Source organism: Mycobacterium asiaticum DSM 44297 (assembly GCF_000613245.1).
GTDB lineage: Bacteria > Actinomycetota > Actinomycetes > Mycobacteriales > Mycobacteriaceae > Mycobacterium > Mycobacterium asiaticum.
Genome location: NZ_HG964938.1, coordinates 527,682 through 551,838, shown reverse-complemented (window position 1 = coordinate 551,838; position 24,157 = coordinate 527,682). Strand labels below are relative to the sequence as shown.

23 protein-coding genes, 2 tRNA genes and 1 pseudogene are annotated in these 24,157 nt (G+C 65.5%); 13 read left to right on the top strand and 13 right to left on the bottom strand.

The window, feature by feature from the left end; genetic code table 11:
* Positions 1-16: 16 nt before the first annotated feature.
* On the top strand, positions 17-1,237 hold the full coding sequence (locus BN972_RS21465) for an N-acetylmuramoyl-L-alanine amidase (protein ID WP_036362320.1): 1,221 nt from the start codon (positions 17-19) through the stop codon (positions 1,235-1,237).
* On the opposite strand, the gene BN972_RS21460 is transcribed toward BN972_RS21465, so the two are convergent.
* From BN972_RS21460 to rpmH, 9 genes are all read right to left on the bottom strand, one after another.
* Complete coding sequence (locus BN972_RS21460) at positions 1,234-1,989, bottom strand: hypothetical protein (protein ID WP_036362317.1); 756 nt, start codon at positions 1,987-1,989, stop codon at positions 1,234-1,236. The genes BN972_RS21465 and BN972_RS21460 overlap by 4 nt on opposite strands.
* 297 nt (positions 1,990-2,286) lie before the next feature.
* Positions 2,287-3,270 carry a ParB/RepB/Spo0J family partition protein gene (locus BN972_RS21455; RefSeq protein WP_036362314.1) on the bottom strand — a complete coding sequence of 328 codons (984 nt, stop codon included), beginning with the start codon at positions 3,268-3,270 and terminating at the stop codon, positions 2,287-2,289.
* Between the two features lie 3 nt (positions 3,271-3,273).
* The gene (locus tag BN972_RS21450; protein WP_080697058.1) at positions 3,274-4,323 is read right to left on the bottom strand and encodes a ParA family protein; all 1,050 of its coding nucleotides are present in this window, start codon (positions 4,321-4,323) and stop codon (positions 3,274-3,276) included.
* Entirely contained in the window at positions 4,320-5,024 is a 705-nt protein-coding gene (gene rsmG / locus BN972_RS21445) for a 16S rRNA (guanine(527)-N(7))-methyltransferase RsmG (protein ID WP_036362308.1), read from the bottom strand. Before rsmG ends, BN972_RS21450 begins: the two co-directional genes overlap by 4 nt.
* Before the next feature lie 92 nt (positions 5,025-5,116).
* Positions 5,117-5,680 carry a Jag family protein gene (locus BN972_RS21440; protein ID WP_036362304.1) on the bottom strand — a complete coding sequence of 188 codons (564 nt, stop codon included), beginning with the start codon at positions 5,678-5,680 and terminating at the stop codon, positions 5,117-5,119.
* 123 nt (positions 5,681-5,803) lie between these two features.
* Positions 5,804-6,922, bottom strand: coding sequence for a membrane protein insertase YidC (gene yidC / locus BN972_RS21435; RefSeq protein WP_036362301.1), 1,119 nt, complete (start codon positions 6,920-6,922; stop codon positions 5,804-5,806).
* Positions 6,906-7,259 carry a membrane protein insertion efficiency factor YidD gene (gene yidD / locus BN972_RS28900; protein WP_099051167.1) on the bottom strand — a complete coding sequence of 118 codons (354 nt, stop codon included), beginning with the start codon at positions 7,257-7,259 and terminating at the stop codon, positions 6,906-6,908. Before yidD ends, yidC begins: the two co-directional genes overlap by 17 nt.
* Positions 7,256-7,618, bottom strand: a complete 363-nt coding sequence (gene rnpA, locus BN972_RS21430; RefSeq protein ID WP_036362298.1) for a ribonuclease P protein component — start codon at positions 7,616-7,618, stop codon at positions 7,256-7,258. The genes yidD and rnpA overlap by 4 nt, the downstream gene beginning before the upstream one ends.
* A 22-nt stretch (positions 7,619-7,640) precedes the next feature.
* Positions 7,641-7,784, bottom strand: a complete 144-nt coding sequence (rpmH, locus tag BN972_RS28450; RefSeq protein WP_019735309.1) for a 50S ribosomal protein L34 — start codon at positions 7,782-7,784, stop codon at positions 7,641-7,643.
* 567 nt (positions 7,785-8,351) lie between these two features.
* Between rpmH and dnaA the strand changes: the two genes are divergently transcribed.
* From dnaA to BN972_RS21385, 9 genes are all read left to right on the top strand, one after another.
* Positions 8,352-9,827, top strand: coding sequence for a chromosomal replication initiator protein DnaA (gene dnaA / locus BN972_RS21425; RefSeq protein ID WP_036363627.1), 1,476 nt, complete (start codon positions 8,352-8,354; stop codon positions 9,825-9,827).
* A gap of 506 nt (positions 9,828-10,333) precedes the next feature.
* Positions 10,334-11,530, top strand: a complete 1,197-nt coding sequence (dnaN, locus tag BN972_RS21420) for a DNA polymerase III subunit beta (RefSeq protein ID WP_036362295.1) — start codon at positions 10,334-10,336, stop codon at positions 11,528-11,530.
* A gap of 19 nt (positions 11,531-11,549) precedes the next feature.
* The gene (gene recF, locus BN972_RS21415) at positions 11,550-12,716 is read left to right on the top strand and encodes a DNA replication/repair protein RecF (protein WP_036362292.1); all 1,167 of its coding nucleotides are present in this window, start codon (positions 11,550-11,552) and stop codon (positions 12,714-12,716) included.
* Positions 12,713-13,258, top strand: coding sequence for a DUF721 family protein (locus BN972_RS21410; protein WP_036362289.1), 546 nt, complete (start codon positions 12,713-12,715; stop codon positions 13,256-13,258). Before recF ends, BN972_RS21410 begins: the two co-directional genes overlap by 4 nt.
* A 234-nt stretch (positions 13,259-13,492) precedes the next feature.
* Positions 13,493-15,526, top strand: a complete 2,034-nt coding sequence (gene gyrB, locus BN972_RS21405) for a DNA topoisomerase (ATP-hydrolyzing) subunit B (protein ID WP_036363624.1) — start codon at positions 13,493-13,495, stop codon at positions 15,524-15,526.
* Between the two features lie 33 nt (positions 15,527-15,559).
* Entirely contained in the window at positions 15,560-18,070 is a 2,511-nt protein-coding gene (gene gyrA, locus BN972_RS21400; RefSeq protein ID WP_036362286.1) for a DNA gyrase subunit A, read from the top strand.
* 89 nt (positions 18,071-18,159) lie between these two features.
* Positions 18,160-19,026 carry a DUF3566 domain-containing protein gene (locus BN972_RS21395; RefSeq protein WP_036362282.1) on the top strand — a complete coding sequence of 289 codons (867 nt, stop codon included), beginning with the start codon at positions 18,160-18,162 and terminating at the stop codon, positions 19,024-19,026.
* Between the two features lie 67 nt (positions 19,027-19,093).
* A tRNA-Ile gene (locus tag BN972_RS21390) sits at positions 19,094-19,167 on the top strand.
* Positions 19,168-19,327: 160 nt separating this feature from the next.
* Positions 19,328-19,400 (top strand) — tRNA-Ala (locus BN972_RS21385).
* A gap of 86 nt (positions 19,401-19,486) precedes the next feature.
* Here the strand turns inward: BN972_RS21385 and cwsA are convergent.
* Positions 19,487-19,915, bottom strand: a complete 429-nt coding sequence (gene cwsA / locus BN972_RS21380; protein ID WP_036362279.1) for a cell wall synthesis protein CwsA — start codon at positions 19,913-19,915, stop codon at positions 19,487-19,489.
* A gap of 108 nt (positions 19,916-20,023) precedes the next feature.
* Between cwsA and BN972_RS21375 the strand changes: the two genes are divergently transcribed.
* On the top strand, positions 20,024-20,572 hold the full coding sequence (locus BN972_RS21375) for a peptidylprolyl isomerase (RefSeq protein WP_036362276.1): 549 nt from the start codon (positions 20,024-20,026) through the stop codon (positions 20,570-20,572).
* 118 nt (positions 20,573-20,690) lie between these two features.
* Here BN972_RS21375 and BN972_RS21370 read toward each other — a convergent pair.
* A pseudogene (locus tag BN972_RS21370) lies at positions 20,691-21,123 on the bottom strand (PH domain-containing protein).
* Positions 21,124-21,291: 168 nt separating this feature from the next.
* Positions 21,292-21,573 carry a cell division protein CrgA gene (gene crgA / locus BN972_RS21365; protein ID WP_036362273.1) on the bottom strand — a complete coding sequence of 94 codons (282 nt, stop codon included), beginning with the start codon at positions 21,571-21,573 and terminating at the stop codon, positions 21,292-21,294.
* A 103-nt stretch (positions 21,574-21,676) separates the two neighbouring features.
* Here crgA and BN972_RS21360 point away from each other — a divergent pair, with 103 nt between their 5' ends.
* A complete protein-coding gene (locus tag BN972_RS21360; protein ID WP_036362270.1) occupies positions 21,677-22,420 on the top strand; it encodes a DUF881 domain-containing protein in 744 nt (247 codons plus the stop codon).
* A 45-nt stretch (positions 22,421-22,465) separates the two neighbouring features.
* Positions 22,466-23,164 (top strand): aminodeoxychorismate/anthranilate synthase component II, encoded by a 699-nt coding sequence (locus BN972_RS21355; protein WP_036362268.1) that lies wholly within the window; start codon positions 22,466-22,468, stop codon positions 23,162-23,164.
* On the opposite strand, the gene BN972_RS21350 is transcribed toward BN972_RS21355, so the two are convergent.
* The coding region (locus BN972_RS21350) for a Stk1 family PASTA domain-containing Ser/Thr kinase (RefSeq protein WP_036362265.1) at positions 23,142-24,157 on the bottom strand (1,016 nt) is incomplete at its 5' end. The two genes, BN972_RS21355 and BN972_RS21350, sit on opposite strands and share 23 nt — an antisense overlap.

Genomic DNA, 24,157 nt, shown 5'->3' with positions numbered 1-24,157 from the left:
CCGGAGGGCCCTTGGTATGCCGAGTCCGCGCCGCGAAGACGGCGACGCGCTGCGCTGTGGCGACCGCGGTGCCGCTGTCACCGAGATCCGAGCGGCGCTGGCCGCGCTGGGAATGCTGGAGAACCCCGACGAGGACTTGACCACGGGTCGCCACGTCGCACTCGAAGTGTTCGATGAGGAACTCGATTACGCGGTGCGGGCCTTTCAACAGCACCGCGGTCTGCTGGTTGACGGCATCGTCGGCGAGGCTACCTACCGTGCGCTGAAGGAAGCCTCCTACCGGCTCGGTGCCCGCACGTTGTATCACCAGTTCGGTGCCCCGCTCTACGGCGACGATGTCGCGACTTTGCAAGCACGCCTGCAGGATCTGGGCTTCTACACCGGTTTGGTCGATGGTCATTTCGGGCTGCAGACCCACAACGCGCTGATGTCCTACCAGCGCGAGTACGGACTGTCTGCGGATGGTATCTGCGGGCCGGAAACGTTGCGGTCCTTGTACTTTCTCAGTTCTCGGGTCAGCGGCGGTTCACCGCACGCGATCCGCGAGGAAGAGCTGGTGCGCAGCTCCGGGCCGAAGCTGTCGGGCAAGCGGATCATCATCGATCCGGGTCGCGGCGGCAGCGACCACGGCCTGATCACCCAAGGTCCGGCCGGCCCGATCAGCGAGTCGGATATCTTGTGGGATTTGGCCAGTCGGCTCGAAGGCCGGATGAAGGCAATCGGGATGGAGACCTTCATCTCGCGGCCCACCAACCGCAGCCCCTCGGACGCCGAGCGTGCGGCCACCGCGAATTCCGTTGGTGCAGACTTGATGATCAGCCTGCGCTGCGAAACCCAAACCAGCCCTTCGGCCAATGGTGTGGCGTCATTCCACTTCGGCAACTCACACGGCTCGGTGTCCACCATCGGGCGCAACCTGGCCGACTTCATCCAGCGAGAAGTGGTGGCGCGTACCGGTTTACGGGACTGCCGAGTGCACGGCCGGACGTGGGATCTGTTGCGGCTCACCAGGATGCCGACCGTTCAGGTCGACGTCGGCTACATCACCAATCCGCGGGACCGCGAGATGCTGGTGGCGCCGCAGACGCGCGACACCATCGCCGAGGGCATTCTGGCTGCGGTGAAGCGGCTCTACCTGCTGGGCAAGAACGACCGGCCCACTGGCACTTTCACTTTCGCCGAATTGCTCGCGCACGAGTTGTCCGTGGAGCGGGCCACCAGAATCAGCGGCACCTAAGGGCCGTTGCGCTGCAACGCATTACCGGTCGGAACCACTCCCGCGGACCCCGCCCCCACCGGCTGTTGCAGCTGAGCATTTTCCAGCAGGCGTTCCAGCGCGGCCTCCACTTCGGCCTTCCAGCCCAGGCCCTTGTCCAACTCGAGGCGCAACCGCGGGAAGTAGGGGTGCGGTGCCACCACCACAAAACCCACATCGAGCAAGAAGTCGGCGTCGATGATGCAGTGCTCCACCGAGCAGTCCCCCAGCGCTTCGACCACCGGCCGGATGTCGTCGTCCAGCGGTGGCTGCAGCTCGGTGGCGGCCTGGGTCCGGCCGAAGGCTTCCAATGCCCGCACACCGCGTCGCATCAACTCGTCGATGACTCGGGCGATCAAGCTGTGCGGCAGGTCGTCGTCGGCCTGCCCGCGCTCGATGCCCATCGACGTCAACAGCACCGCATCAGCGGAAACCGGCGCGGTGGGAAATCGATGCGCCCGGGGTACCGCGCGCGGCGGGGCGTAAAGCACGTAGCCCAGGCAAGGTGGTTCGGCCTGGCTGCGCTCGTCCGGAATCGCCGTCGCGACCTGTCCGCAGGAGCCCCACTCCAGCATGACCATCGACAGCCACGCTTCCTTCTCGAACTCCGGGTCGGCGAGGTGGTCATCCTTACCCAGCGTCGCCGGGTCGACCTCCCAGAAAACGCATCGGCGCGCATGCTTGGGGAGCTGCTCGAAGGCTTCGAGCCGCAGCGCTGTAATCCGAGCTGACACTAGTCTCCTGGCCTCCGTGCGGTACTCACGCGCATGGGATCTGCCCGGCCCTTCCGAGGCTGATACGCACCGGCAACCCTTCCAGGATAGGAGAGTCGGTCGCTTTTGGGCCAGTGTTCACCCGACCACTGCCAACTGACCGGCCACCCCGCGTCGTCGCCGCCGTCCGGAATTCGAATTTGGTTGCGGCACAGCATGTCTCCGTCATTCTTGGTGGACCGGACTGGTCGGCGGCCACGTCGTCACCGGGTGGGTGTCACAGTGACGTAATTACAGGGTATGACCGGATGCGGGGCTTCAGGCCTTTTTTGCGGTCATCAGGTCGATGATCCGCTGCAGATCGTCCACCGAACCGAACTCGACCACGATCTTGCCTTTGCGCTTGCCCAGCGCGACTGTCACCCGGGTATCGAAGGCGTTGGACAGCCGCTCCGCGACATCTTGCAGACCGGGCATCTGGATCGGCTTGCGCCGGGGAGGTGCCGGCGTCGCGCCGTCCCCGCGGTTGGCCAGGGTGACGGCTTCCTCGGTGGCTCGTACCGACAGACCCTCGGCGACGATCCGGCTCGCGAGCTCCTCTTGCGCCTCCGGGCCTGCCTCCAGCGAGAGCAGCGCGCGGGCGTGGCCGGCGGACAACACCCCGGCGGCCACTCGTCGCTGCACCGGGATCGGCAATTTCAACAGCCTGATCATGTTGGTGATCAACGGACGAGAGCGACCGATGCGCGCGGCCAGTTCGTCGTGGGTGACCCCGAACTCGTCGAGGAGTTGCTGATATGCCGCCGCTTCTTCCAACGGGTTCAGCTGCACGCGGTGGATGTTTTCCAGCAACGCGTCGCGCAACAGATTGTCGTCGTTGGTCTCGCGCACGATCGCCGGGATGGTGGCCAGGCCGGCTTCCTGGGCCGCGCGCCAGCGCCGCTCCCCCATCACGATCTGGTATCGGGCGCCACCCGGCGACGGCGGCACGGCGCGCACCACGATCGGTTGCAGCAGTCCGAACTCGCGGATCGAGTGGACCAATTCCGAGAGCGCCTCGTCGTCGAACACCTGCCGCGGCTGCCGCGGGTTCGGCTCGATGTCCGATGGTGCGATCTCCCGGTACACCGCTCCCATCGCGGCGGCGTCGGGCAGCGGCCCGCCGATCACAACGTCGGCCGCAGCCGAACCCATGCGCGGTCCGAAGGCCGACGGTCCGCCCTCCCCTTCGGCCGGTCCGGTCGGGATCAACGACGCCAGCCCCCGGCCGAGGCCGCCCTTCCTACGCGACGGATTCGTCATTCGTCATCCCTTCCCGGCTGGTGGTCGATCCCGCTGCGCGAGTTCACGACTGGCATCCAGATAGCTCATGGCTCCGCGCGACCCGGGATCGTAATCGATGATCGTCATGCTGTAGCCCGGCGCCTCGGACACCTTGACGCTGCGCGGGATCACAGTGCGCAACACCTTGTCCCCGAAGTACCGGCGCACCTCCTCGGCCACCTGATCGGCGAGCTTGGTGCGGCCGTCGTACATGGTGAGGATGACCGTGGTCACGTCCAGTTGCGGGTTCAGATGCGACTTCACCATCTCGATGTTGCGCATCAGCTGGGACACCCCCTCCAGCGCGTAGTACTCGCACTGGATCGGGATCAACACCTCGGGTGCCGCCACGAGCGCATTGATGGTGAGCAGCCCGAGCGACGGGGGGCAGTCGATGAAGACGTAATCGAAGTCGAAGTTGTCCAGTTCCGCCAACGCGTTCCGCAGGCGGTTCTCGCGGGCCACCATGCTGACCAACTCGATCTCGGCCCCCGCCAGGTCGATCGTCGCCGGCACGCAGAACAGGCGCTCACTGTGCGGGCTGCGCCGCATCGCCTCCTGCAGCGTCACTTCGCCGATGAGCACTTCGTACGACGAGGGAGTACCTGACTGACGGTCGGCGATGCCCAGCGCGGTGCTCGCGTTGCCCTGCGGATCGAGATCGATGACGAGCGTCTTGAGGCCCTGCACCGCGAGCGCGGCCGCGAGATTGACGGCGGTGGTGGTCTTGCCGACGCCGCCCTTCTGATTCGCGATCGTGAAAAGCCGGCGCTGGCGCGGTCGCTGCAGTGGCTCGTGCGTCGTGTGCAAAACCCGCATCGCGCGCTCGGCCGCGGCGCCTATGGGTGTATCGATCTCAATCGATGTTTCACGTGAAACATTCACTGTGGGATTGTGCGCCCCCGGCGCCGTGGTTGCCACCCCATCTGTCGATCTCGCAGCTGGGTGCTGGCGGATCGGTGGATTCGCCGACACGGCGGGTGCGGCGGTTGGCGCGGGTAGGGGCGCAGCGGCCTTGGCGGTGGATCTCATCGCGCTCCCCTGCCCGCCCGCTCCCGGTGCCGCGGAGCCCTTGACCGCCGGGCCACTACTCCGGTTGCGGGCTGCTCCAAATAGTTCGCGCCACATGTCACCACCCTTACATCGGTGGCACCCGACGCCTCCATCACACGCCGGTGCTCCCGAACTTCATCCGGGGCGCGCTCCCCCTTGATCGCGATCATCTGCCCGTCGTACTTCAGCAACGGCATACTCCACTTCGTCAGTTTGTCCAAGGCCGCCACCGCTCGGGAGACAACGGCATCGCTGCCACCGAGTCGGTCTCGAACCGCGCGTTCCTCCGCGCGCCCGCGGACCACTTCCACCGGCACGCCCAGCTTGGCCACAACCTCCGAGAGGAACTCACTGCGGCGCAGTAGCGGCTCCAGCAGCACGACCCGCAGATCCGGGCGTGCGAGGAATAACGGAATGCCGGGCAAGCCCGCGCCGCTGCCGATGTCCACCACGCACGCGCCATGTTCCAACAGCTCGGCGAAGGCCGCGGAGTTCAACAGGTGCCGGTCCCAGAGGCGATCGGCTTCGCGTGGACCTAATAGTCCCCGCTCGACGCCGTCGGTTGCCAACAACTCGGCATAGCGCTGCGCGAGCTCTAGATTCGGCCCGAAGACGGCCCCAGCCGCAGCCGGCGGCCCGGGGTCGGTGGCGCGGGAATCGCTATGTTTCACGTGAAACATCCCTTCGCTCTCCCGCAGTGCCCGCAAGAACTACAACCCTGTAACTCCGGTTATCACGGTCGGGTGACAATCCGGCCGCGCGGGGTCACGAGTCAGTCACGCAGGACGACAACCCGTCGTGCGGGCTCAGCGCCCTCGCTCTCGCTGTGCACTCCGGGCACCGCCGCCACGGCGTCGTGCACGATCTTGCGCTCGAAGGGAGTCATCGGCGAAAGCGCTTCGCGCTCGCCCGTCTCCGCTACTCGCCGGGCCACCTTGTCACCCAGCGCGGCCAACTCCTCCCGGCGACGGCGCCGCCAGCTGGCGATGTCAAGCATGAGGCGGCTCCGCACACCGGTCTTCTGGTGCACGGCTAGCCGGGTGAGTTCCTGCAACGCGTCGAGCACCTCGCCGCCGCGGCCCACCAGCTTGTTGAGATCGTCGCTGCCGTCGATGCTGACCACTGCCCGGTTGCCTTCGACGTCCAGGTCGATGTCGCCATCGAAGTCCAATAGGTCCAGCAGCTCTTCCAGATAGTCGCCGGCGATCTCGCCCTCGGCGACCAACCGCTCCTCGAGGTCGTCGGCGTCACCGGTCGAGTCGGCCTGCTCCTCGGCCGCGAGATCCTCGTCGACCGTGGTGTCCGAGTTCAGTTCGGTGGTGTCCGCGTCGGTCATGGTGTTTCTCCCCTCTTCCACGGGTTGCTATTGGCGGCGCTGCGCCGCGTTTTCTTGCCTGCTCTCGTTGAGTCGGGGCGGTGCGGCCTGGTTGGCAAGCCCCGGCAAGTTCGGGTGCGCTGACTAACGTTTGCGCTTTTTCGGTCGTGCTCCCGGCCGCGGCGTACGCCCCGGGCCGCTGTTCCGGCTGCCCGGGCTCGGCTTGGGCGCCTGGCTGCCTTTCGCCGGTTTCCCGTCTGTCGCGCCGTTCTCCGTGTCCTCGACGCCACCCGTTTCGGTGCCGCTCGTATCTCCCTCGGCAACGCTCGGGGTTCCAGTCTTCGGTGTGCGTTTCGGCTTGGCGCCCGGGGCGGGTGCGTTTGCCGCACGGCGCTGCAACACTTCCTGCTTCTTGGCCTCGTCTTCTTTCTCGATCATTCCGAAGACATAGTGCTGCTGGCCGAACGTCCAGATGTTGTTCGCGAACCAATAGAGGATGATCGCCAGCGGAAGGAAGGGCCCGCCGACCACCACGCCGAGCGGGAAGACATACAGCGCGAGCTTGTTCATCATCGCCGTCTGCGGATTCGCCGCCGCCTCCGGACTCTGGCGCGCGACCGACGCGCGGCTGTTGAAGTACGTTGCAACGCCGGCCAAGATCATCACCGGTACGCCGACCGCGATCACCGCGGGGCGGCTGAAATGTTCGAAAGCATCCAACCCGCCGCCCTGCGTCATCGAGGCGCCGATCGGAGCGCCGAACAGGTTGGCCTTCAGGAAGTTCTGCACATCGGTCGGGGTGAAGACGTAATTCCCGATGAGCTTGTTCTGCGCCACCGACATCTGCTGCAAGCCGATGCCGCCGGTTGTCCGGTTAAACGAACGCAGCACGTGATACAGACCCAGGAAGACCGGGATCTGCGCCAGCATCGGCAGGCAGCCCAGAATCGGATTGAACCCGTGCTCGCGTTGCAGTTTCTGCATCTCGAGCGCCATGCGCTGACGGTCTTTGCCGTACTTCTTCTGCAGTGCCTTGATCTGAGGTTGCAATTCCTGCATCTGGCGGGTGGTGCGGATCTGCCGCACGAACGGCTTGTACAGCAGCGCGCGCAAGCTGAACACCAGGAACATCACCGACAGTGCCCAGGCGAAGAAGTTGTCCGGTCCGAGCACAAAGGCGAACGCTTTGTACCAGACCCACATGATCCACGACACCGGGTAGTAGATGAAGTCCAGGCTGAAGAAATCAAACAAAAGATCCACTCTCCCCTTGCTGTGCCGGAGCGTCTCCGGCCGCAGTATCGAAGTTGGCCCGGCACTGGTGGCGCTCCGGGATGGGATCCCATCCTCCCCGATGCCACGGTCCGCACTTTGCGAGCCTGGCCGCCGCCAGCCAACTCCCCCGAAGAACGCCATACTCGGCCAAGGCCTCGACCGCGTACTGACTGCAGGTTGGAACGAACCGGCACGACGCCGGCCGCAGCGGCGACACCATGTGCCGGTAAAGCTGAATGAGATAGATCAGCGCGCGGGCCACGGGGGTGCCTACCCTGCCGGCGGAGCGAACCGCGCGCGCAGGGTTCCACTGGGCAACACTCACCGCTCGGTACCCGCCAACTCGAAGGCTCGACGCAGTCCGCTGCGCAGCTGTTGCTCCAACCACGCCGACGAGACGTGCTTGCTACTCGGCAAGGCTCGAATCACGACCTGGTCGTGCGGGTGCAAGCTGTCCAACATCGGCCGGGCGACGTGCCGCAGCCGCCGGGCCACCCGGTGACGTTCGACCGCAGACCCGACCCGCTTGGCGACGATCAACCCGACCCGCGGCCCAGGGACATCGTTGTGGTCACTGCCCCGCCGCACGTGCACGACGACGTCCGGCTGTACCGTGCGCATCCCGTATCGCACGGTCGCGTCGAACTCAGACGACCGCCGCATGCGGTTACGTGCGGAAAGCACGGCTGGAAGACCCGACTTGCGATCAGGCAGTTAAAGAACGACGACCCTTACGCCGCCGGCCGGACACGATGGCCCGCCCCGCACGGGTACGCATCCGCAACCGGAAACCGTGAACGCGGGCTCGGCGCCGGTTGTTCGGCTGGAAGGTCCGCTTGCCCTTGGCCACGGCGATTCTCCTCGTGTGTTGGCATAACCGTCCGCCGACTGATGCTGCGCAATTCGTCGAGCGGAGGTGTTCCCGCTTGCTGGCCGGCGCGGTCCCCGAACACGTGATCCGGGTCGCAGCCGTATCGCCGACTTTCGGGCGACTGTTTGAGGGTACTGACGCGACTTGTCCTGGTCAAACCTCGCCCGTCCCAGCAGACTCACGATGACCGCCAGGCCGGTCCGATCCCTGACGCTCGGCGCGTGGCCGAATCTGGTCAGATCATGAAGAACGCCAGCGGAATACAAGAGAACTGTTGGCAGCCGCAACGAAAACTGTTAGCTTCTTGCGGGGTAGCATTCAAGCCGCTGCGGAGTTGGGACTCTGACGACAATGAAGCGAGGATGGCGGATCGACTAGCTGACCGGACAATCGCATGGTTGTCTACAGCATGAAGATCACGAGCCGTTGCCAATGGGCGGCGGCACGCTATTGACCTTCCTTTCCACATCTGTGGATAACCATGTGGACAGGTGCATCGTCGCCATCAGCAGTTGCACCTCGACCGTCGGACCAGGAGATGCGTCGTTGACCGATGACCCCGGTTCTGGATTCGCCACGGTGTGGAATGCGGTGGTCTCCGAACTCAACGGTGAATCACCCAACGGCCAGGTCCTCGCCACGCCGCTGACACCTCAGCAACGCGCCTGGCTGAACCTGGTTCAGCCGCTCACCATCGTCGAGGGTTTCGCCCTGCTCTCGGTGCCGAGTGTGTTCGTGCAGAACGAGATCGAACGACATCTGCGTACCGCCATCACCGATGCGCTCAGCCGTCGGCTCGGCCAACAGATCCAGCTCGGGGTGCGCATCGCGCCGCCTCCCGCCGATGACGAGGGCGTCGCCGCGGCCGAGAACGTCACGGCAGCGGATGAACCCGACGCGGACGACGGTGACACGGTGATCGGGCCGGGACAGAACTGGCCGAACTACTTCACCGAGCGTCCCACCGCCTCCGACGGCGCGGGCGCCACCGGCACCAGCCTCAACCGGCGCTACACGTTTGACACCTTCGTCATCGGCGCTTCCAACCGCTTCGCTCACGCCGCCACCCTGGCCATCGCCGAGGCGCCCGCCCGTGCCTACAACCCGCTGTTCATCTGGGGGGAATCGGGTCTGGGCAAGACCCACCTGCTGCACGCGGCCGGCAACTACGCGCAACGGCTGTTCCCCGGGATGCGGGTCAAGTACGTCTCCACCGAAGAATTCACCAACGACTTCATCAACTCGCTGCGTGACGATCGCAAAGTCGCATTCAAGCGCAGCTACCGCGACGTCGATGTGTTGCTCGTCGACGACATTCAGTTCATCGAGGGCAAGGAAGGCATCCAGGAGGAGTTCTTCCACACCTTCAACACGTTGCACAACGCGAACAAGCAAATCGTCATCTCCTCCGACCGGCCGCCCAAGCAGCTGGCCACCCTCGAAGACCGGCTCCGTACCCGGTTCGAGTGGGGCCTGATCACCGATGTGCAGCCGCCGGAACTTGAAACACGCATCGCCATCCTGCGCAAGAAGGCACAGGTCGAACGTCTCGCGGTGCCCGACGACGTCCTGGAACTCATCGCCAGCAGCATCGAGCGCAACATCCGAGAACTCGAGGGCGCGCTGATCCGGGTCACTGCGTTCGCCTCGTTGAACAAAACGCCGATCGACAAGTCCCTGGCCGAGATCGTGTTGCGCGACTTGATCGCCGATGCCAGCGGCATGCAGATCAGCGCGGCCACCATCATGGCCGCCACCGCCGAATACTTCGACACCACCGTCGAAGAGTTACGCGGTCCCGGCAAAGCCCGACCGCTGGCGCAGTCTCGACAGATCGCGATGTACCTGTGCCGGGAACTCACGGATCTCTCGCTGCCCAAGATCGGCCAGGCTTTCGGCCGCGATCACACCACCGTGATGTACGCCGAGCGCAAAATCCGCAACGAGATGGCCGAGCGGCGCGAGATCTTCGACAACGTCAAAGAGCTCACCACCCGAATCCGGCAGCGCTCCAAGCGCTGAATCACCTCCTTTGCGCGCCCCAACGCCGGTTTTGCGCATTGATTTTCAAAAAACTTCTCTACCTCGAGTCACAACGGCACCAGCCGTGCGATGTGTGTAGTCCTGTGCACAAAGCCGCCAAACTCCAGTGCAGCACCGGCGCCGCAGTGCACCGCAGTGCTCCATCCCCAACCGGCCAACATCACCCCCACAACCGTGCACGTGGTGTTCCACAGCCCGCTCGGCCTCCGAGCAGCAACAAGTGACGGCTGTCCCCAGCTTGCACACCCCTTATTACTGATATTGAGATCTCTCCGTAGTTTCTTCTTTGAAGTACACCCCTGGGGACGTTCGGTACGAACCGTCCGCGGGCAGCCCGCGCACCGGCTTTGTCACCGTTTACGTTTAGCTTTCAAGTTGGCCCGAGAAGCTCTACGGTTGTTGTTCGACTGCCGTTACGGTCGTCGTTGCGAATGACACACCGGCAGGGGGCCGGGTACGGATTCGAACTCTGGTGAAGGGACGCAATGGACGCGGCTACTACACGGGCTGTCACCGACTTGAAGTTTCGTTTGGTGCGGGAGTCCTTCGCCGAAGCGGTGTCGTGGGTGGCCAAGAATCTGCCGTCCCGGCCCACCGTGCCGGTGCTTTCCGGGGTGCTGCTCACCGGCTCCGACGACGGCCTGACGATTTCCGGATTCGACTACGAAGTCTCCGCCGAGGTCCAGGTCGCTGCCGAAATCGCTTCCCCGGGAAGCGTTTTAGTGTCCGGGCGGTTGTTGTCAGACATCACCCGGGCGTTGCCGAACAAGCCTGTCGATTTCTACGTCGACGGCAACCGCGTCGCCTTGACCTGCGGCAGCGCCCGGTTCTCGCTGCCCACGATGGCCGTCGAGGACTACCCAACCCTGCCCACCCTGCCCGACGAGACCGGCACGTTGCCGGCGGAGTTGTTCGCCGAGGCGATCGGTCAGGTCGCCATCGCGGCCGGCCGTGACGACACCTTGCCGATGCTGACCGGAATCAGGGTCGAGATCTCCGGTGAGTCGGTGGTGTTGGCTGCCACCGACCGGTTCCGGTTGGCGGTCCGCGAGTTGACCTGGTCGGCGTTGTCACCCGACATCGAAGCGTCGGTGCTGGTGCCCGCGAAGACCTTGGCCGAGGCGGCCAAGGCCGGCGCCGACGGGTCCGAAGTACGGCTGTCCCTGGGTTCTGGGTCCGGAGTGGGCAAAGACGGACTGCTGGGCATCAGCGGCAACGGCAAACGCAGCACAACCCGGTTGTTGGACGCCGAATTCCCGAAGTTCCGTCAGCTGCTGCCGGCCGAGCACACCGCGGTGGCCACCATCGACGTGGCCGAATTGACCGAGGCGATCAAGCTGGTCGCGCTGGTAGCCGACCGGGGGGCGCAGGTCAGGATGGAATTCGCCGACGGAATGCTACGGCTGTCGGCCGGGGCGGACGACGTGGGTCGCGCGGAGGAGGACCTGGCCGTCGACTACGCCGGTGAGCCATTGACGATCGCGTTCAACCCCACCTACCTCACCGACGGTCTCGGCTCGCTGCACTCCGAACGGGTGTCGTTCGGCTTCACCACCCCAGGTAAGCCGGCGTTGCTGCGGCCGGCCTCGTCCGACGACTCGGTGCCGAGCGGTAGCGGCCCGTTCCCGGCGGTGCCGACGGATTACGTGTACCTGCTGATGCCGGTACGGCTGCCGGGCTGATCATCGAGGCGTCAGATAGGTGTACGTCCGGCATTTGGCGTTACGGGATTTCCGGTCCTGGGCGCGTGCGGAAATCGACCTGACGCCGGGTCGCACCGTCTTCGTCGGTCCGAACGGTTTCGGTAAAACGAATCTTGTTGAGGCGCTGTGGTATTCGACCACCCTGGGATCACATCGAGTCGGTACCGACGCGCCGCTGATCCGGGCCGGCGCCGAACGTGCGGTGGTGTCGACGATCGTGGTCAACGACGGCAGGGAATGCGCGGTCGACCTCGAGATCGCCGCAGGCCGGGCGAACAAGGCGCGACTGAACCGGTCACCGGTGCGCAGCACCCGCGAAATCGTCGGGGTGCTGCGCGCGGTGTTGTTCGCGCCGGAGGATCTCGCCCTGGTCCGGGGCGATCCCGTCGAACGTCGCCGCTACCTCGACGAGCTGGCAACCTTAAGGCGTCCGGTCATTGCCGGCGTGCGCGCCGACTACGACAAGGTGGTGCGGCAGCGCACCGCATTGTTGAAATCCCTGTCGGGTGCCCGGTTCCGCGGTGACCTCAGCGCGCTGGACACACTTGACGTCTGGGACAGTCGGCTGGCCGAGTACGGGGCTGAACTGATGGCGGCCCGGATTGATCTGGTGAATCAGTTGGCACCCGAGGTGGCCAAGGCCTACCAACTATTGGCGCCCGAATCACGTTCTGCTGCAATTGGATACCGTGCCAGCACGGACTCCGTGGTCCCCGGCGCAGAGCACGCGGCCGACCGGGAGATGCTGGAGGCCACGTTGCTGACGGCCTTGGCGGCGCGCCGCGACGCTGAACTGGAGCGCGGGGTGTGCCTGGTCGGCCCGCACCGGGACGACCTGGAACTGCGGCTCGGTGATCAACCCGCGAAAGGTTTTGCCAGCCACGGCGAATCGTGGTCGTTCGCGGTGGCGTTGCGACTTGCGGCCTATGAATTGCTGCGCGCCGATGGCGGCGAACCGGTGCTGTTGCTGGACGACGTCTTCGCCGAGCTGGATACCAAACGCCGCCGGGCGCTGGCAAACGTCGCGGAGTCAGCCGAGCAGGTATTGGTGACCGCGGCGGTGCCCGAAGACATCCCGGAGGGCTGGGACGCGACTCGGGTGCATATCGAATTGCGGGACAGCGATGCCGGCGCGGTGTCGGCGGTTGCGGCGGTGCAGGCATGACCGACGCCGAGGACGCCGCGGGCCGCGACGAATTGCGCGGCATCGATCTGGTCCGGCGCACCCTGGAAGACGCGCGCGCCGCCGCCCGTGCCCGGGGACAGGACGCCGGGCGGGGACGCGCGGCCCCGGTGCCGCGTCGACGCGCAGCCGGCGGGCGGCGCAGTTGGTCGGGGCCTGGTCCCGACGGGCGGGATCCGCAACCGCTGGGACGGCTCGCGCGCGACTTGGCCAAGCAGCAGGGGTGGACGACGCACGTGGCCGAAGGCACGGTATTCGGGCATTGGAATTCGGTGGTCGGCGAGCAGATCGCGGAGCATGCGACGCCGGCCGCACTCAACGACGGGGTGCTGAGTGTGACGGCTGAGTCGACAGCGTGGGCGACCCAGCTGAGGCTGATGCAAGCGCAACTGCTGGCTAAGATCGCCGCCGCCGTCGGCAATGGTGTGGTGACGTCGCTGAAGATCACCGGCCCGGCGACGCCGTCGTGGCGGAAGGGGCCGCGCCATATTGCTGGCCGAGGGCCGCGTGACACCTATGGTTAAGGGCTTTTGACGGCCGGGACGGTCGCGCTCTGAGAGCCGCCAGAAATTAACGGACCCGCATTCGGCAGGTCGGGACGCGGCGACAACGAAGATAACGAGCGCACGGCGCAATGAGATGGGTGGAAACGCGCCCGCAAAATCGGTCCTGACGGTAGTTCACGGTAGAGTGGCAGGAGTGCGACCGCTGCGGTGAATGAACCGCTCGCATGCAACCCCAAGGAGAGCATTCCGACCGTGGCTGCCCAGAAGAAGAAGGCACAAAACGAATACGGCGCTTCCGCCATCACCGTTCTCGAAGGATTGGAGGCCGTCCGCAAACGCCCGGGCATGTACATCGGCTCCACGGGTGAGCGTGGTTTGCACCACCTGATTTGGGAGGTGGTCGACAACTCGGTGGACGAGGCGATGGCCGGTTATGCCACTCGGGTGGATGTGCGGCTCCTCGATGACGGCAGCGTGGAGGTCGCCGACGACGGGCGTGGCATTCCGGTCGCGATGCATGCCACCGGCGCCCCGACAGTCGACGTCGTCATGACCCAGTTGCACGCCGGCGGCAAGTTCGGCGGTGAGAACAGCGGCTACACCGTCAGCGGTGGGCTGCACGGTGTCGGTGTGTCAGTGGTCAACGCGTTGTCGACCCGACTCGAGGTCGACATCAAACGCGACGGGCACGAGTGGTCCCAGTATTACGAGCGCGCCGTTCCTGGCACGCTCAAGCAGGGCGAGGCGACCAAGAAGACCGGCACCACCATCCGGTTCTGGGCGGACCCGGACATCTTCGAGACCACCCAGTACGACTTCGAGACGGTGGCGCGCCGGCTCCAAGAGATGGCGTTCCTGAACAAGGGCTTGACCATCAACTTGACCGACGAGCGGGTGGACCAGGACGAGGTCGTCGATGAAGTCGTCAGCGACACCGCCGATGCGCCCAAGTCCGCCGAAGAGAAGGCGGCCGAATCCAAAGCGCCGCACAAGGTTAAGCACCGCACCTTCCACTACCCCGGCGGCTTGGTCGACTTCGTCAAGCACATCAACCGGACCAAGAGCCCGATCCAACAGAGCGTCATCGACTTCGAGGGCAAAGGCACCGGCCACGAGGTCGAGATCGCGATGCAGTGGAACGGTGGCTACTCGGAGTCGGTGCACACCTTCGCCAACACGATCAACACCCACGAGGGCGGTACGCACGAAGAAGGGTTCCGCAGTGCGCTGACGTCGGTGGTGAACAAATACGCCAAAGACAAGAAGCTGCTGAAAGACAAGGACCCGAACCTCACCGGTGACGACATCCGCGAGGGACTGGCCGCGGTGATCTCGGTCAAGGTCGCCGAACCCCAGTTCGAGGGCCAGACAAAGACCAAGCTGGGCAACACCGAGGTCAAGTCGTTCGTGCAGAAGGTGTGCAACGAACAGCTCACCCACTGGTTCGAGGCCAATCCGTCGGAAGCCAAAACCGTTGTCAACAAGGCGGTGTCGTCCGCGCAGGCCCGGATCGCGGCGCGGAAGGCCCGAGAGTTGGTGCGGCGCAAGAGCGCGACCGATTTGGGCGGGCTGCCCGGCAAGCTGGCCGACTGCCGTTCCACCGACCCGCGCAAGTCCGAACTGTATGTGGTGGAGGGTGACTCGGCAGGTGGCTCGGCCAAGAGCGGCCGTGACTCGATGTTCCAGGCCATCCTCCCGCTGCGCGGCAAGATCATCAACGTCGAGAAAGCCCGTATCGACCGGGTCCTGAAGAACACCGAAGTCCAGGCGATCATCACCGCGCTGGGCACCGGTATTCACGACGAGTTCGACATTTCTAAACTGCGTTACCACAAGATCGTGTTGATGGCCGACGCCGACGTCGACGGGCAACACATTTCGACGCTGTTGTTGACCTTGTTGTTCCGGTTCATGCGCCCGCTGCTCGAGCACGGCCACGTGTTCCTGGCGCAGCCGCCGCTGTACAAGTTGAAGTGGCAGCGCAGTGACCCCGAGTTCGCCTACTCCGACCGGGAGCGCGATGGCCTGCTGGAAGCCGGGCTGAAATCCGGCAAGAAGATCAATAAGGAAGACGGCATTCAGCGCTACAAGGGTCTTGGTGAGATGGACGCCAAGGAGCTGTGGGAAACAACGATGGACCCGTCGGTGCGGGTGCTGCGCCAGGTGACTTTGGACGACGCCGCCGCCGCTGACGAGCTGTTCTCCATCCTGATGGGCGAGGACGTCGAGGCGCGCCGCAGCTTCATCACCCGTAACGCGAAAGACGTTCGGTTCCTGGACGTTTAACCAGTCCGCCTTCGACGATCAGACGAGGAATAGATGACTGACACGACGTTGCCGCCCGGTGACGACTCGGTAGACCGGATCGAACCGGTCGACATTCAGCAAGAGATGCAGCGCAGCTACATCGATTACGCGATGAGCGTGATCGTGGGCCGCGCCCTGCCGGAGGTCCGTGACGGCCTCAAGCCGGTGCACCGCCGCGTGCTGTATGCGATGTACGACTCCGGATTTCGGCCGGACCGCAGCCACGCGAAGTCCGCCCGATCGGTCGCCGAGACGATGGGTAACTACCACCCGCACGGTGATGCCTCCATCTACGACACCTTGGTGCGGATGGCCCAGCCATGGTCGCTGCGGTATCCGTTGGTCGACGGGCAGGGGAACTTCGGCTCGCCGGGTAACGACCCGCCAGCCGCGATGCGCTACACCGAGGCACGGCTGACCCCGCTCGCCATGGAGATGCTGCGTGAAATCGACGAGGAGACAGTCGATTTCATCCCCAACTACGACGGCCGGGTGCAAGAGCCCACCGTGCTGCCCAGCCGGTTCCCCAACCTGCTGGCCAACGGCTCGGGCGGCATCGCGGTGGGTATGGCCACCAATATCCCGCCGCACAACCTGCGCGAGCTGGCCGAGGCGGTCTTCTGGTGCCTGGAAAATTACGACGCCGACGAAGAGGCCACGCTGACCGCCGTCATGGAACGGGTCAAGGGCCCCGACTTCCCGACCTCGGGCCTGATCGTCGGGTCGGCCGGCATCGCCGACGCCTACAAGACCGGCCGCGGCTCCATCCGGATGCGCGGAGTCGTTGAGGTAGAAGAGGATTCGCGCGGCCGGACCTCGCTGGTCATCACCGAGTTGCCCTACCAGGTCAACCACGACAACTTCATCACCTCAATCGCCGAGCAGGTGCGCGACGGCCGGCTGGCCGGCATCTCCAACATCGAGGACCAATCCAGCGACCGCGTCGGTCTGCGCATTGTCGTCGAGATCAAACGCGACGCGGTGGCCAAGGTGGTGCTCAACAACCTCTACAAGCACACCCAACTGCAGACCAGCTTCGGCGCGAACATGCTGTCGATCGTCGACGGCGTGCCCCGCACGCTGCGGCTGGACCAGATGATCCGCTACTACGTCGAGCACCAACTCGACGTCATCATCCGGCGCACCACCTACCGGTTGCGAAAAGCTAACGAACGGGCCCACATTCTGCGCGGTCTGGTCAAGGCGCTCGACGCGCTGGACGAAGTGATCGCGTTGATCCGGGCGTCGGAAACCGTCGACATCGCGCGCGCCGGCCTGATCGAGCTGCTCGACATCGACGAGATCCAGGCGCAGGCCATCCTGGACATGCAGTTGCGTCGGTTGGCGGCCCTGGAGCGGCAACGCATCATCGACGACCTGGCCAAGATCGAAGCCGAAATCGCCGACCTGGAAGACATTCTCGCCAAACCGGAACGGCAGCGCGGCATCGTGCGCGACGAACTGCGCGAGATCGTCGACAAGCACGGTGATGACCGTCGTACCCGGATCATCGCGGCCGACGGCGACGTCAGCGACGAAGACCTGATCGCCCGCGAGGACGTCGTCGTGACCATCACCGAGACCGGTTACGCCAAGCGCACCAAGACCGACCTGTACCGCAGCCAGAAGCGCGGCGGCAAGGGCGTGCAGGGCGCTGGGCTCAAGCAGGACGATATCGTGCGGCACTTCTTCGTCTGCTCGACCCACGACTGGATCCTGTTCTTCACCACGCAGGGCCGGGTGTACCGGGCCAAGGCGTACGAACTGCCGGAGGCCTCGCGCACCGCGCGCGGCCAGCACGTCGCAAACCTGCTGGCCTTCCAGCCCGAGGAACGCATCGCACAGGTCATCCAGATCAAGGGCTACGAGGACGCGCCGTACCTGGTGCTGGCCACCCGCAACGGGTTGGTGAAGAAGTCGAAACTGACCGACTTCGATTCCAATCGCTCGGGCGGAATCGTGGCGGTGAACCTCCGCGACGGCGACGAACTCGTCGGTGCGGTGTTGTGTTCGGCCGAGGACGACCTGCTGTTGGTGTCGGCGAACGGACAATCCATCCGGTTCTCGGCGACCGACGAGGCGCTGCGGCCAATGGGACGTGCCACCTCCGGCGTCCAGGGGATGCGCTTCAACGCCGACGACCGGTTGCTGTCACTCAACGTGGTCCGCGAAGGTACCTACCTACTGGTCGCCACCGCGGGCGGCTACGCCAAGCGCACCGCGATCGAGGAGTACCCGGTGCAGGGCCGCGGCGGCAAGGGCGTGCTGACGATCATGTACGACCGTCGGCGCGGCCGGCTGGTCGGTGCGTTGATCGTCGACGACGAGAGTGAGTTGTACGCGATCACCTCGGTAGGTGGTGTCATCCGCACGACCGCGCGCCAGGTTCGCAAGGCTGGCCGGCAGACCAAGGGTGTGCGGTTGATGAACCTTGGAGAAGGCGACACCCTGCTCGCGATCGCCCGCAACGCCGAGGAGAACGCCGAGGCCGAGGTCGAGGGCGAGGAAGGGTCGGCCACCTAGGCCGCCGACGGCGGCGGGCGGGCGGTGGCTCGGTGCGCGGTGAACCCGGCATAGACTCAGCTACTTGAGTACACACGTTAGGAGTCGGGGTGAGTTCACCGAACGAGCCGGGCGCCCCTAGTCAAGGTGGCAACCCGAATGGCGAGGGGGCGGTCGAACGCGCCGGCGCGCACCGGGCGACGACCGGACCCGGCCGCTTACCGGACGCCGCGGATTCGCCGCCCTGGCAGCGCGGAGCTGCCCGGGCCGCGTCGCAGTCAGGAACCCAGCAGCGGTCGGCGAACGACCCGCCGACCGATGTCCGGCCACCCACATCCTCAGAGGCTCGGCTGAACCGCTTTATTACCGGTACATCCGCACCGTCCACTTCACAGGCGGAGGTCCCACCAGTGCGCAGCGAAAACCCACCAGCCGAGGCCTATGCCAGCGAGTTGCCCGACCTCTCCGGTCCCCTCCCGCGGGCTTCGCAACGAAACGACCGCAAACCGGCCGCCGATCGCACCGAGACTCCGAGCGCCTCGGGGACCAGCGGTCGCGCGACGACCAGCGAATCGCGTGAATCGCGGGTGCAGGTGGGGTCCCGGCGCGCCCGAGGGCCGGTCCGCGCCAGCATGCAGATCCGGCGGATCGACCCGTGGAGCACCCTGAAGGTGTCCCTGCTGCTGTCCGTGGCGCTCTTCTTCGTCTGGATGATCGCCGTGGCGTTCCTGTACCTGGTGCTCGGCGGCATGGGCGTGTGGGCCAAGCTCAACAGCAACGTCGGCGACCTGCTGAACAACACGAGCGGCAGCAGCGGGGAGCTGGTTTCCAGCGGAACGATCTTCGGCGGCGCCGTGCTGATCGGGTTGGTCAACATCGTCTTGATGACCGCGATGGCCACCATCGCCGCGTTCGTCTACAACCTGACGACCGATCTGATCGGCGGTATCGAAGTGACACTGGCCGACCGAGACTAGCTTGCACGCGTTTTGGGGGTAGGGCGGCCGGTGCGGTAATCTCGTCGCTCGTCCGTATGCGCAGTACGGGCCTATAGCTCAGGCGGTTAGAGCGCTTCGCTGATAACGAAGAGGTCGGAGGTTCGAGTCCTCCTAGGCCCACGATCATGTGCCCGTCAAGACGTCGTGTGAAGTTCACCTTGCCGCTGGCCGCGGCCGCCGCTGTGGGTGCGGTTGCGGCGGTGGTGCGATCGCGGCGCGATGTCGAGGTGTGGCACGTGGCGCCCGATCCAACCTCTGGTCAAGCACCCGACCACCCCGAGGGGCCTTAGCTCAGTTGGTAGAGCACCGCCTTTGCAAGGCGGGTGTCAGGGGTTCGATTCCCCTAGGCTCCACAAATTTTCGCTCCACGCCGAGCGTGTGGCCTACGTAGGCAGTTGACCCCCAGATCGTCCATAGGCCCCACGCTCGGCGAGGGTAGTTACGGACGCGGCTGTACGTCCACGCTGGGGGGCAACGGTGACGGGTCCTTCCGGGTCGACCGTCGCACCACACTGAACGCGACCGCCCCACCGGCCAGCACCACGACCCCGGCAGCGCCGGCAATCACCCACGGCTTCTTGGACCGCCGCTGGTTGCGCCGCGCCTCCTGCAGCAACTGCGGCAGGTTGGCGACCACTTCCTGCGCGGCCGCCAGCTCCTGGCCGATGCTTTCCTGCGCCGCGGCGAGTTCCCGGGCCAGCCGGCCCTCGCGGTAGCGCCGGCGAAGCTCGGTCGCGGTGGAGTGCGCCGACTGCACGCCCAGCCCCACCACGCCGCGAGTCACGTCCACCGGTCCCACCGCCGAATACGTCAGGCCCCGGGTGAGTCGCTCGCGGGGGGTCAACGAGGCTTCCGCCTTCTGGCTCATCTGCCGCCTTTCTACGCACTGCTCAAGTCCTACGCAGTCCTATCAGTTACCGAGCCGCCGAGCTAGTACCTGCGCGATCGACACCGGCTGCGGCACTAGTCGTGGTTAGTGGCAGACTGTGATCCCGTGACTAACAGCCCCATTCAGACCGCCACCGCAACCCTGCACACCAACCGTGGAGACATCAAGGTTGCCTTGTTCGGGAACCACGCGCCCAAGACCGTCGCAAACTTCGTCGGCCTGGCGCAGGGCACCAAGGAGTACTCGACCCAGAACGCGTCGGGTGGCCCCTCGGGCCCGTTCTACGACGGTGCGGTTTTTCACCGGGTCATTCGGGGCTTCATGATCCAGGGCGGTGACCCGACCGGTACCGGTCGCGGCGGCCCGGGCTACAAGTTCGCCGACGAGTTCCACCCCGAGTTGCAGTTCGACCGGCCCTACCTGCTGGCGATGGCCAACGCCGGTCCGGGCACCAACGGCTCCCAGTTCTTCATCACCGTGGGCCCGACGCCGCATCTGAATCGCCGCCACACCATCTTCGGTGAGGTCATCGACGCGGATTCGCAGCGCGTCGTCGAAACCATCTCCTCGACGGCCACCGACGGCAACGACCGCCCGACCGACCCGGTCGTCATCGAGTCGATCACCATCTCCTGACGCGAGGCTCGTCAGACGCCCCGAGGCCGGCGAAGGTGCGTTGAATGCCGGCCGCCGCGGCGTGTCGGTGGCACGCTGCGCACGCTCGCGGCTTACCAACGGACGAAGGGGCGCCTAGTCAGCGCGCGCCCTTCTTCCGCGGGCCGGCGTAACCGGCGTCCGTGAGGGCGTCCAGCACGTCCAACGGGTCGGTGCCCAGATCCCAGCGGGACAGGATCAGCAGTCCCCGCCGACGGTCTCGATCTCCAGCAGGCGGACCCTGCGCGCGTGCCGACGGAATTCAGAGATGCGAATGATTTCGATGGATTCTCGACGCAATGTCTGCGTTCGGAACCACCCGCGCACGGCCAGACCACCCGGTGTGATTGCCAGCTTGGGGCGCGCACGCCACGACGCGCCCGCAAACAAGATCAGACCCGCCGCCGCCACGCCGGCGATGACACGCCCGGGCGGGTCTGTGACCAGGGTCACAGTGGCGATAGCCAACAAAACTCGGCAAGCCCGCAACCAGCGATTCCGGCTGGATGGGGCGCCCATTCAGTTTGCTGCATGCCTTACCTGTACCCTCCTACCACGGTGGATACGGTTATCCACAGACGCTATCAACAGTGGGGATGAATCACACGCGTGTGATTGGGTGACCGGAAGGTTGCTGGCGCGCAAACAAAACCGCTGCGAGATGAATACATTCCAGCCGTAGCCCTACCCGAACGGGCCGGTCAGTGCCAGCGCATCGTGAGCAAAAGACCCGTGATCATGAAAGCGAACGCGATCGCGTAGTTCCACGGACCCAGTTCGGCCATCCAATGCAGCCAAGTCGGGGCCTGCGGACCGTAGGCGGCCAACTGGAACACCATCAGCCAGACCAGCCCGATCAGCATCAGTCCGATGAACAACGCGACGAACCACACACTCGACGGCCCGACCTTCACCTTCACCGGCGTGCGGCTTACCGCGCTGACGGTGAAGTCGTTCTTCTTGCGGACCTTGGACTTCGGCATTTGTTACCTCTGATATCGGGTGCAACGATTACGGTTGCAAGCAGGCAGAGCTCGAACATGAGACTAGCCCACTTGGCCCGAACGCCAGGAAACCGGAGACACGATGATCGATCGGCGCCGTTCGCCGTGGCGCTTCGGTGTCCCGCTGGTGTGTCTGCTGGCCGGCCTGTTACTTGCTGCCACGCACGGGGTCTCCGGTGGGTCGGAAATCCGTCGCAGCGACGCTCCCCGACTGGTCGACCTGGTGCGCGAGACGCGCGACTCGGTCAGTCGCCTGGATTCCGAGCGGCAAGCGCTAACCGGGAAGATAGACGCTTTCCATGGCCGCTCGTCGGACACGGCGCTGCAGGCAATGCTGCGGCGGGCGGCCGAGCTGGCCGGTGAGGCCGACATGAATCCCGTCCACGGCCCGGGCCTGGTGGTGGTCCTCAACGACGCCCAGCGCGACGCGAACGGGCGCTTCCCCCGGGATGCCACGCCGGACGACCTCGTCGTGCACCAGCAGGACATCGACGGCGTCCTCAACGCGATGTGGAGCGCCGGCGCGGAGGCCATCCAGATGCAGGATCAGCGCATCATCGCGACCTCGGTCGTGCGCTGCGTCGGCAACACGCTGCTGCTCAACGGGCGCACCTACAGCCCGCCCTACTCCATCACCGCGATCGGCAATGCCGCGGCCATGCAGGCCGCCCTGGCCGCCGCTCCCCAGGTGACGCTGTACAAGCAGTACGTGGTGCGGTTCGGGCTGGGCTACCGCGAGGAGGTCAAGGCCGACGTCGCGGTCGCGGGCCATGCCGATCCGGTGCGGTTGCACTTCGCGCAGCCGATGGGTCCGATCGGCTACTGACAATGTATTGACAAGGTGTTCGGGAACGGACGGTAACCTGTCACGGTGCGGATCCTGGTCGTCGACAACTACGACAGCTTCGTGTTCAACCTGGTGCAGTACCTGGGCCAGCTTGGCGTCGAGGCGACTGTGTGGCGCAACGACGACGCCCGACTCGCTGACCCGGACGCGATCGCCGCGGAGTTCGACGGCGTACTGCTCAGCCCCGGACCGGGGACCCCCGAACGTGCCGGCGCGTCCATCAGCCTGGTCCGCGCGTGCGCCGCAGCGCGCACGCCGCTACTGGGGGTCTGTCTGGGACATCAGGCGATCGGCGTCGCGTTCGGCGCTACGGTCGACCGGGCACCGGAGTTGCTGCACGGCAAGACCAGCAGCGTGCATCACGCGAATGATGGTGTGTTGCAAGGACTTCCGGACCCGTTCACGGCGACCCGCTACCACTCGCTGACCATCCTGCCCGAATCGCTGCCCGCCGAGTTGCAAGCCATCGCCCACACTCCGAGCGGAGTGATCATGGCCGTCCGGCACGCCGAGCTGCCGATCCACGGTGTGCAGTTCCATCCCGAGTCGATCCTCACCGAAGGCGGGCACCGGATGCTGGCGAACTGGCTGCTCTACTGCGGCTGGGCGCGCGACGACACGCTGGTACGCAGACTCGAGAACGAGGTCCTCACGGCGGTCCGGCCGCACATTCCGGGCGGCCAATCCGCTCCGGAAGAGGCTACTGACCGAACCTCAGCGTGATCACACCGTCGCGGTTGACGCCGGTCCCCGCCGCCGGGCTCTGAGAGACCACCTTGTTGTGCAGGTTGCCGCCGGCATCCACGTCGGCTCCCTTGTCCAGCACGCCGGTCCAGCCCAGCGCCCGTAACCGCGGCTCGGCATCCGTCCAGAACATGCCCGACAGGTCAGGCATCAGGAACTGATTGCCCTTGGACACCTGTATATCGATCACGGAATCGACCGGGACCGTCTGACCCTTCGGTGGGGTGGTGCCAATCACCTCGCCCGCCGGCTTGGTGCTATCCACCTGCGACTGACTGAATTTGGTGAATCCGTAGACCGTGAGATTCTTCTGCGCCAGCTCGACGGTCTGTCCGGAGACGTCCGGAATCTCCTTGGTCTCGGGTCCGGAGCCCACGATGATCGTGATGACGTTTGTGATCGCCGAGGTCTGATTGGCTGGCGGGTTCGTGCCGATCACCTTGCCCGCCAGGTCCGGCGTGGACGGCGAATTGGCCTGCTTGAACTTGCTGAATCCCGCCGCAGTGAGTTTCTTGACCGCTTCGGAGTAGGTCAGCGCCGAGACGTCGGGAACCTCGCGCTGCTCCGGGCCGGTCGACACGTTGATGGTGATCTCGTCGCCGGCACCCACCGAGGAATTGGCGGCCGGGTCCGTGCTGATCACGTGGTCGGGCGGAATCGCGGAGTCGGGCTTCTGCTGGGTGCGCGTCTTGAAGCCCTTGTTCTGCAGCGAGGCGATCGCATCGGCCGACGCCTGACCCCGCACGTCGGGCACCTGGACATTGCGGGTACTGCCACCGAAGGTGTTGATCGCGATGGTGACCACGATGGTCAGCACCGCCAGCACGGCGACGACCGCTATCCACCGGCCTATCGATCCGACGTTGCGATGGTCGTCGGTGTCGTCGAAATTCTGGCGCGGCAACGGGTCGGTGCGCGGCCCGCCATGGCCCGATGACAGCAGCGATCGGCGTTCGGCGCCGGTGAGCACCT

Bases quoted from the DNA above. Each gene is read 5' to 3' on its own strand.
- BN972_RS21465 (WP_036362320.1), top strand. From the start codon at position 17: ATGCCGAGTCCGCGCCGCGAAGACGGCGACGCGCTGCGCTGTGGCGAC.
- BN972_RS21455 (WP_036362314.1), bottom strand. From the start codon at position 3,270: ATGACGAATCCGTCGCGTAGGAAGGGCGGCCTCGGCCGGGGGCTGGCG.
- BN972_RS21450 (WP_080697058.1), bottom strand. From the start codon at position 4,323: ATGAGATCCACCGCCAAGGCCGCTGCGCCCCTACCCGCGCCAACCGCC.
- rsmG (WP_036362308.1), bottom strand. From the start codon at position 5,024: ATGTTTCACGTGAAACATAGCGATTCCCGCGCCACCGACCCCGGGCCG.
- BN972_RS21440 (WP_036362304.1), bottom strand. From the start codon at position 5,680: ATGACCGACGCGGACACCACCGAACTGAACTCGGACACCACGGTCGAC.
- dnaN (WP_036362295.1), top strand. From the start codon at position 10,334: ATGGACGCGGCTACTACACGGGCTGTCACCGACTTGAAGTTTCGTTTG.
- BN972_RS21410 (WP_036362289.1), top strand. From the start codon at position 12,713: ATGACCGACGCCGAGGACGCCGCGGGCCGCGACGAATTGCGCGGCATC.
- gyrA (WP_036362286.1), top strand. From the start codon at position 15,560: ATGACTGACACGACGTTGCCGCCCGGTGACGACTCGGTAGACCGGATC.
- cwsA (WP_036362279.1), bottom strand. From the start codon at position 19,915: ATGAGCCAGAAGGCGGAAGCCTCGTTGACCCCCCGCGAGCGACTCACC.
- crgA (WP_036362273.1), bottom strand. From the start codon at position 21,573: ATGCCGAAGTCCAAGGTCCGCAAGAAGAACGACTTCACCGTCAGCGCG.
- BN972_RS21360 (WP_036362270.1), top strand. From the start codon at position 21,677: ATGATCGATCGGCGCCGTTCGCCGTGGCGCTTCGGTGTCCCGCTGGTG.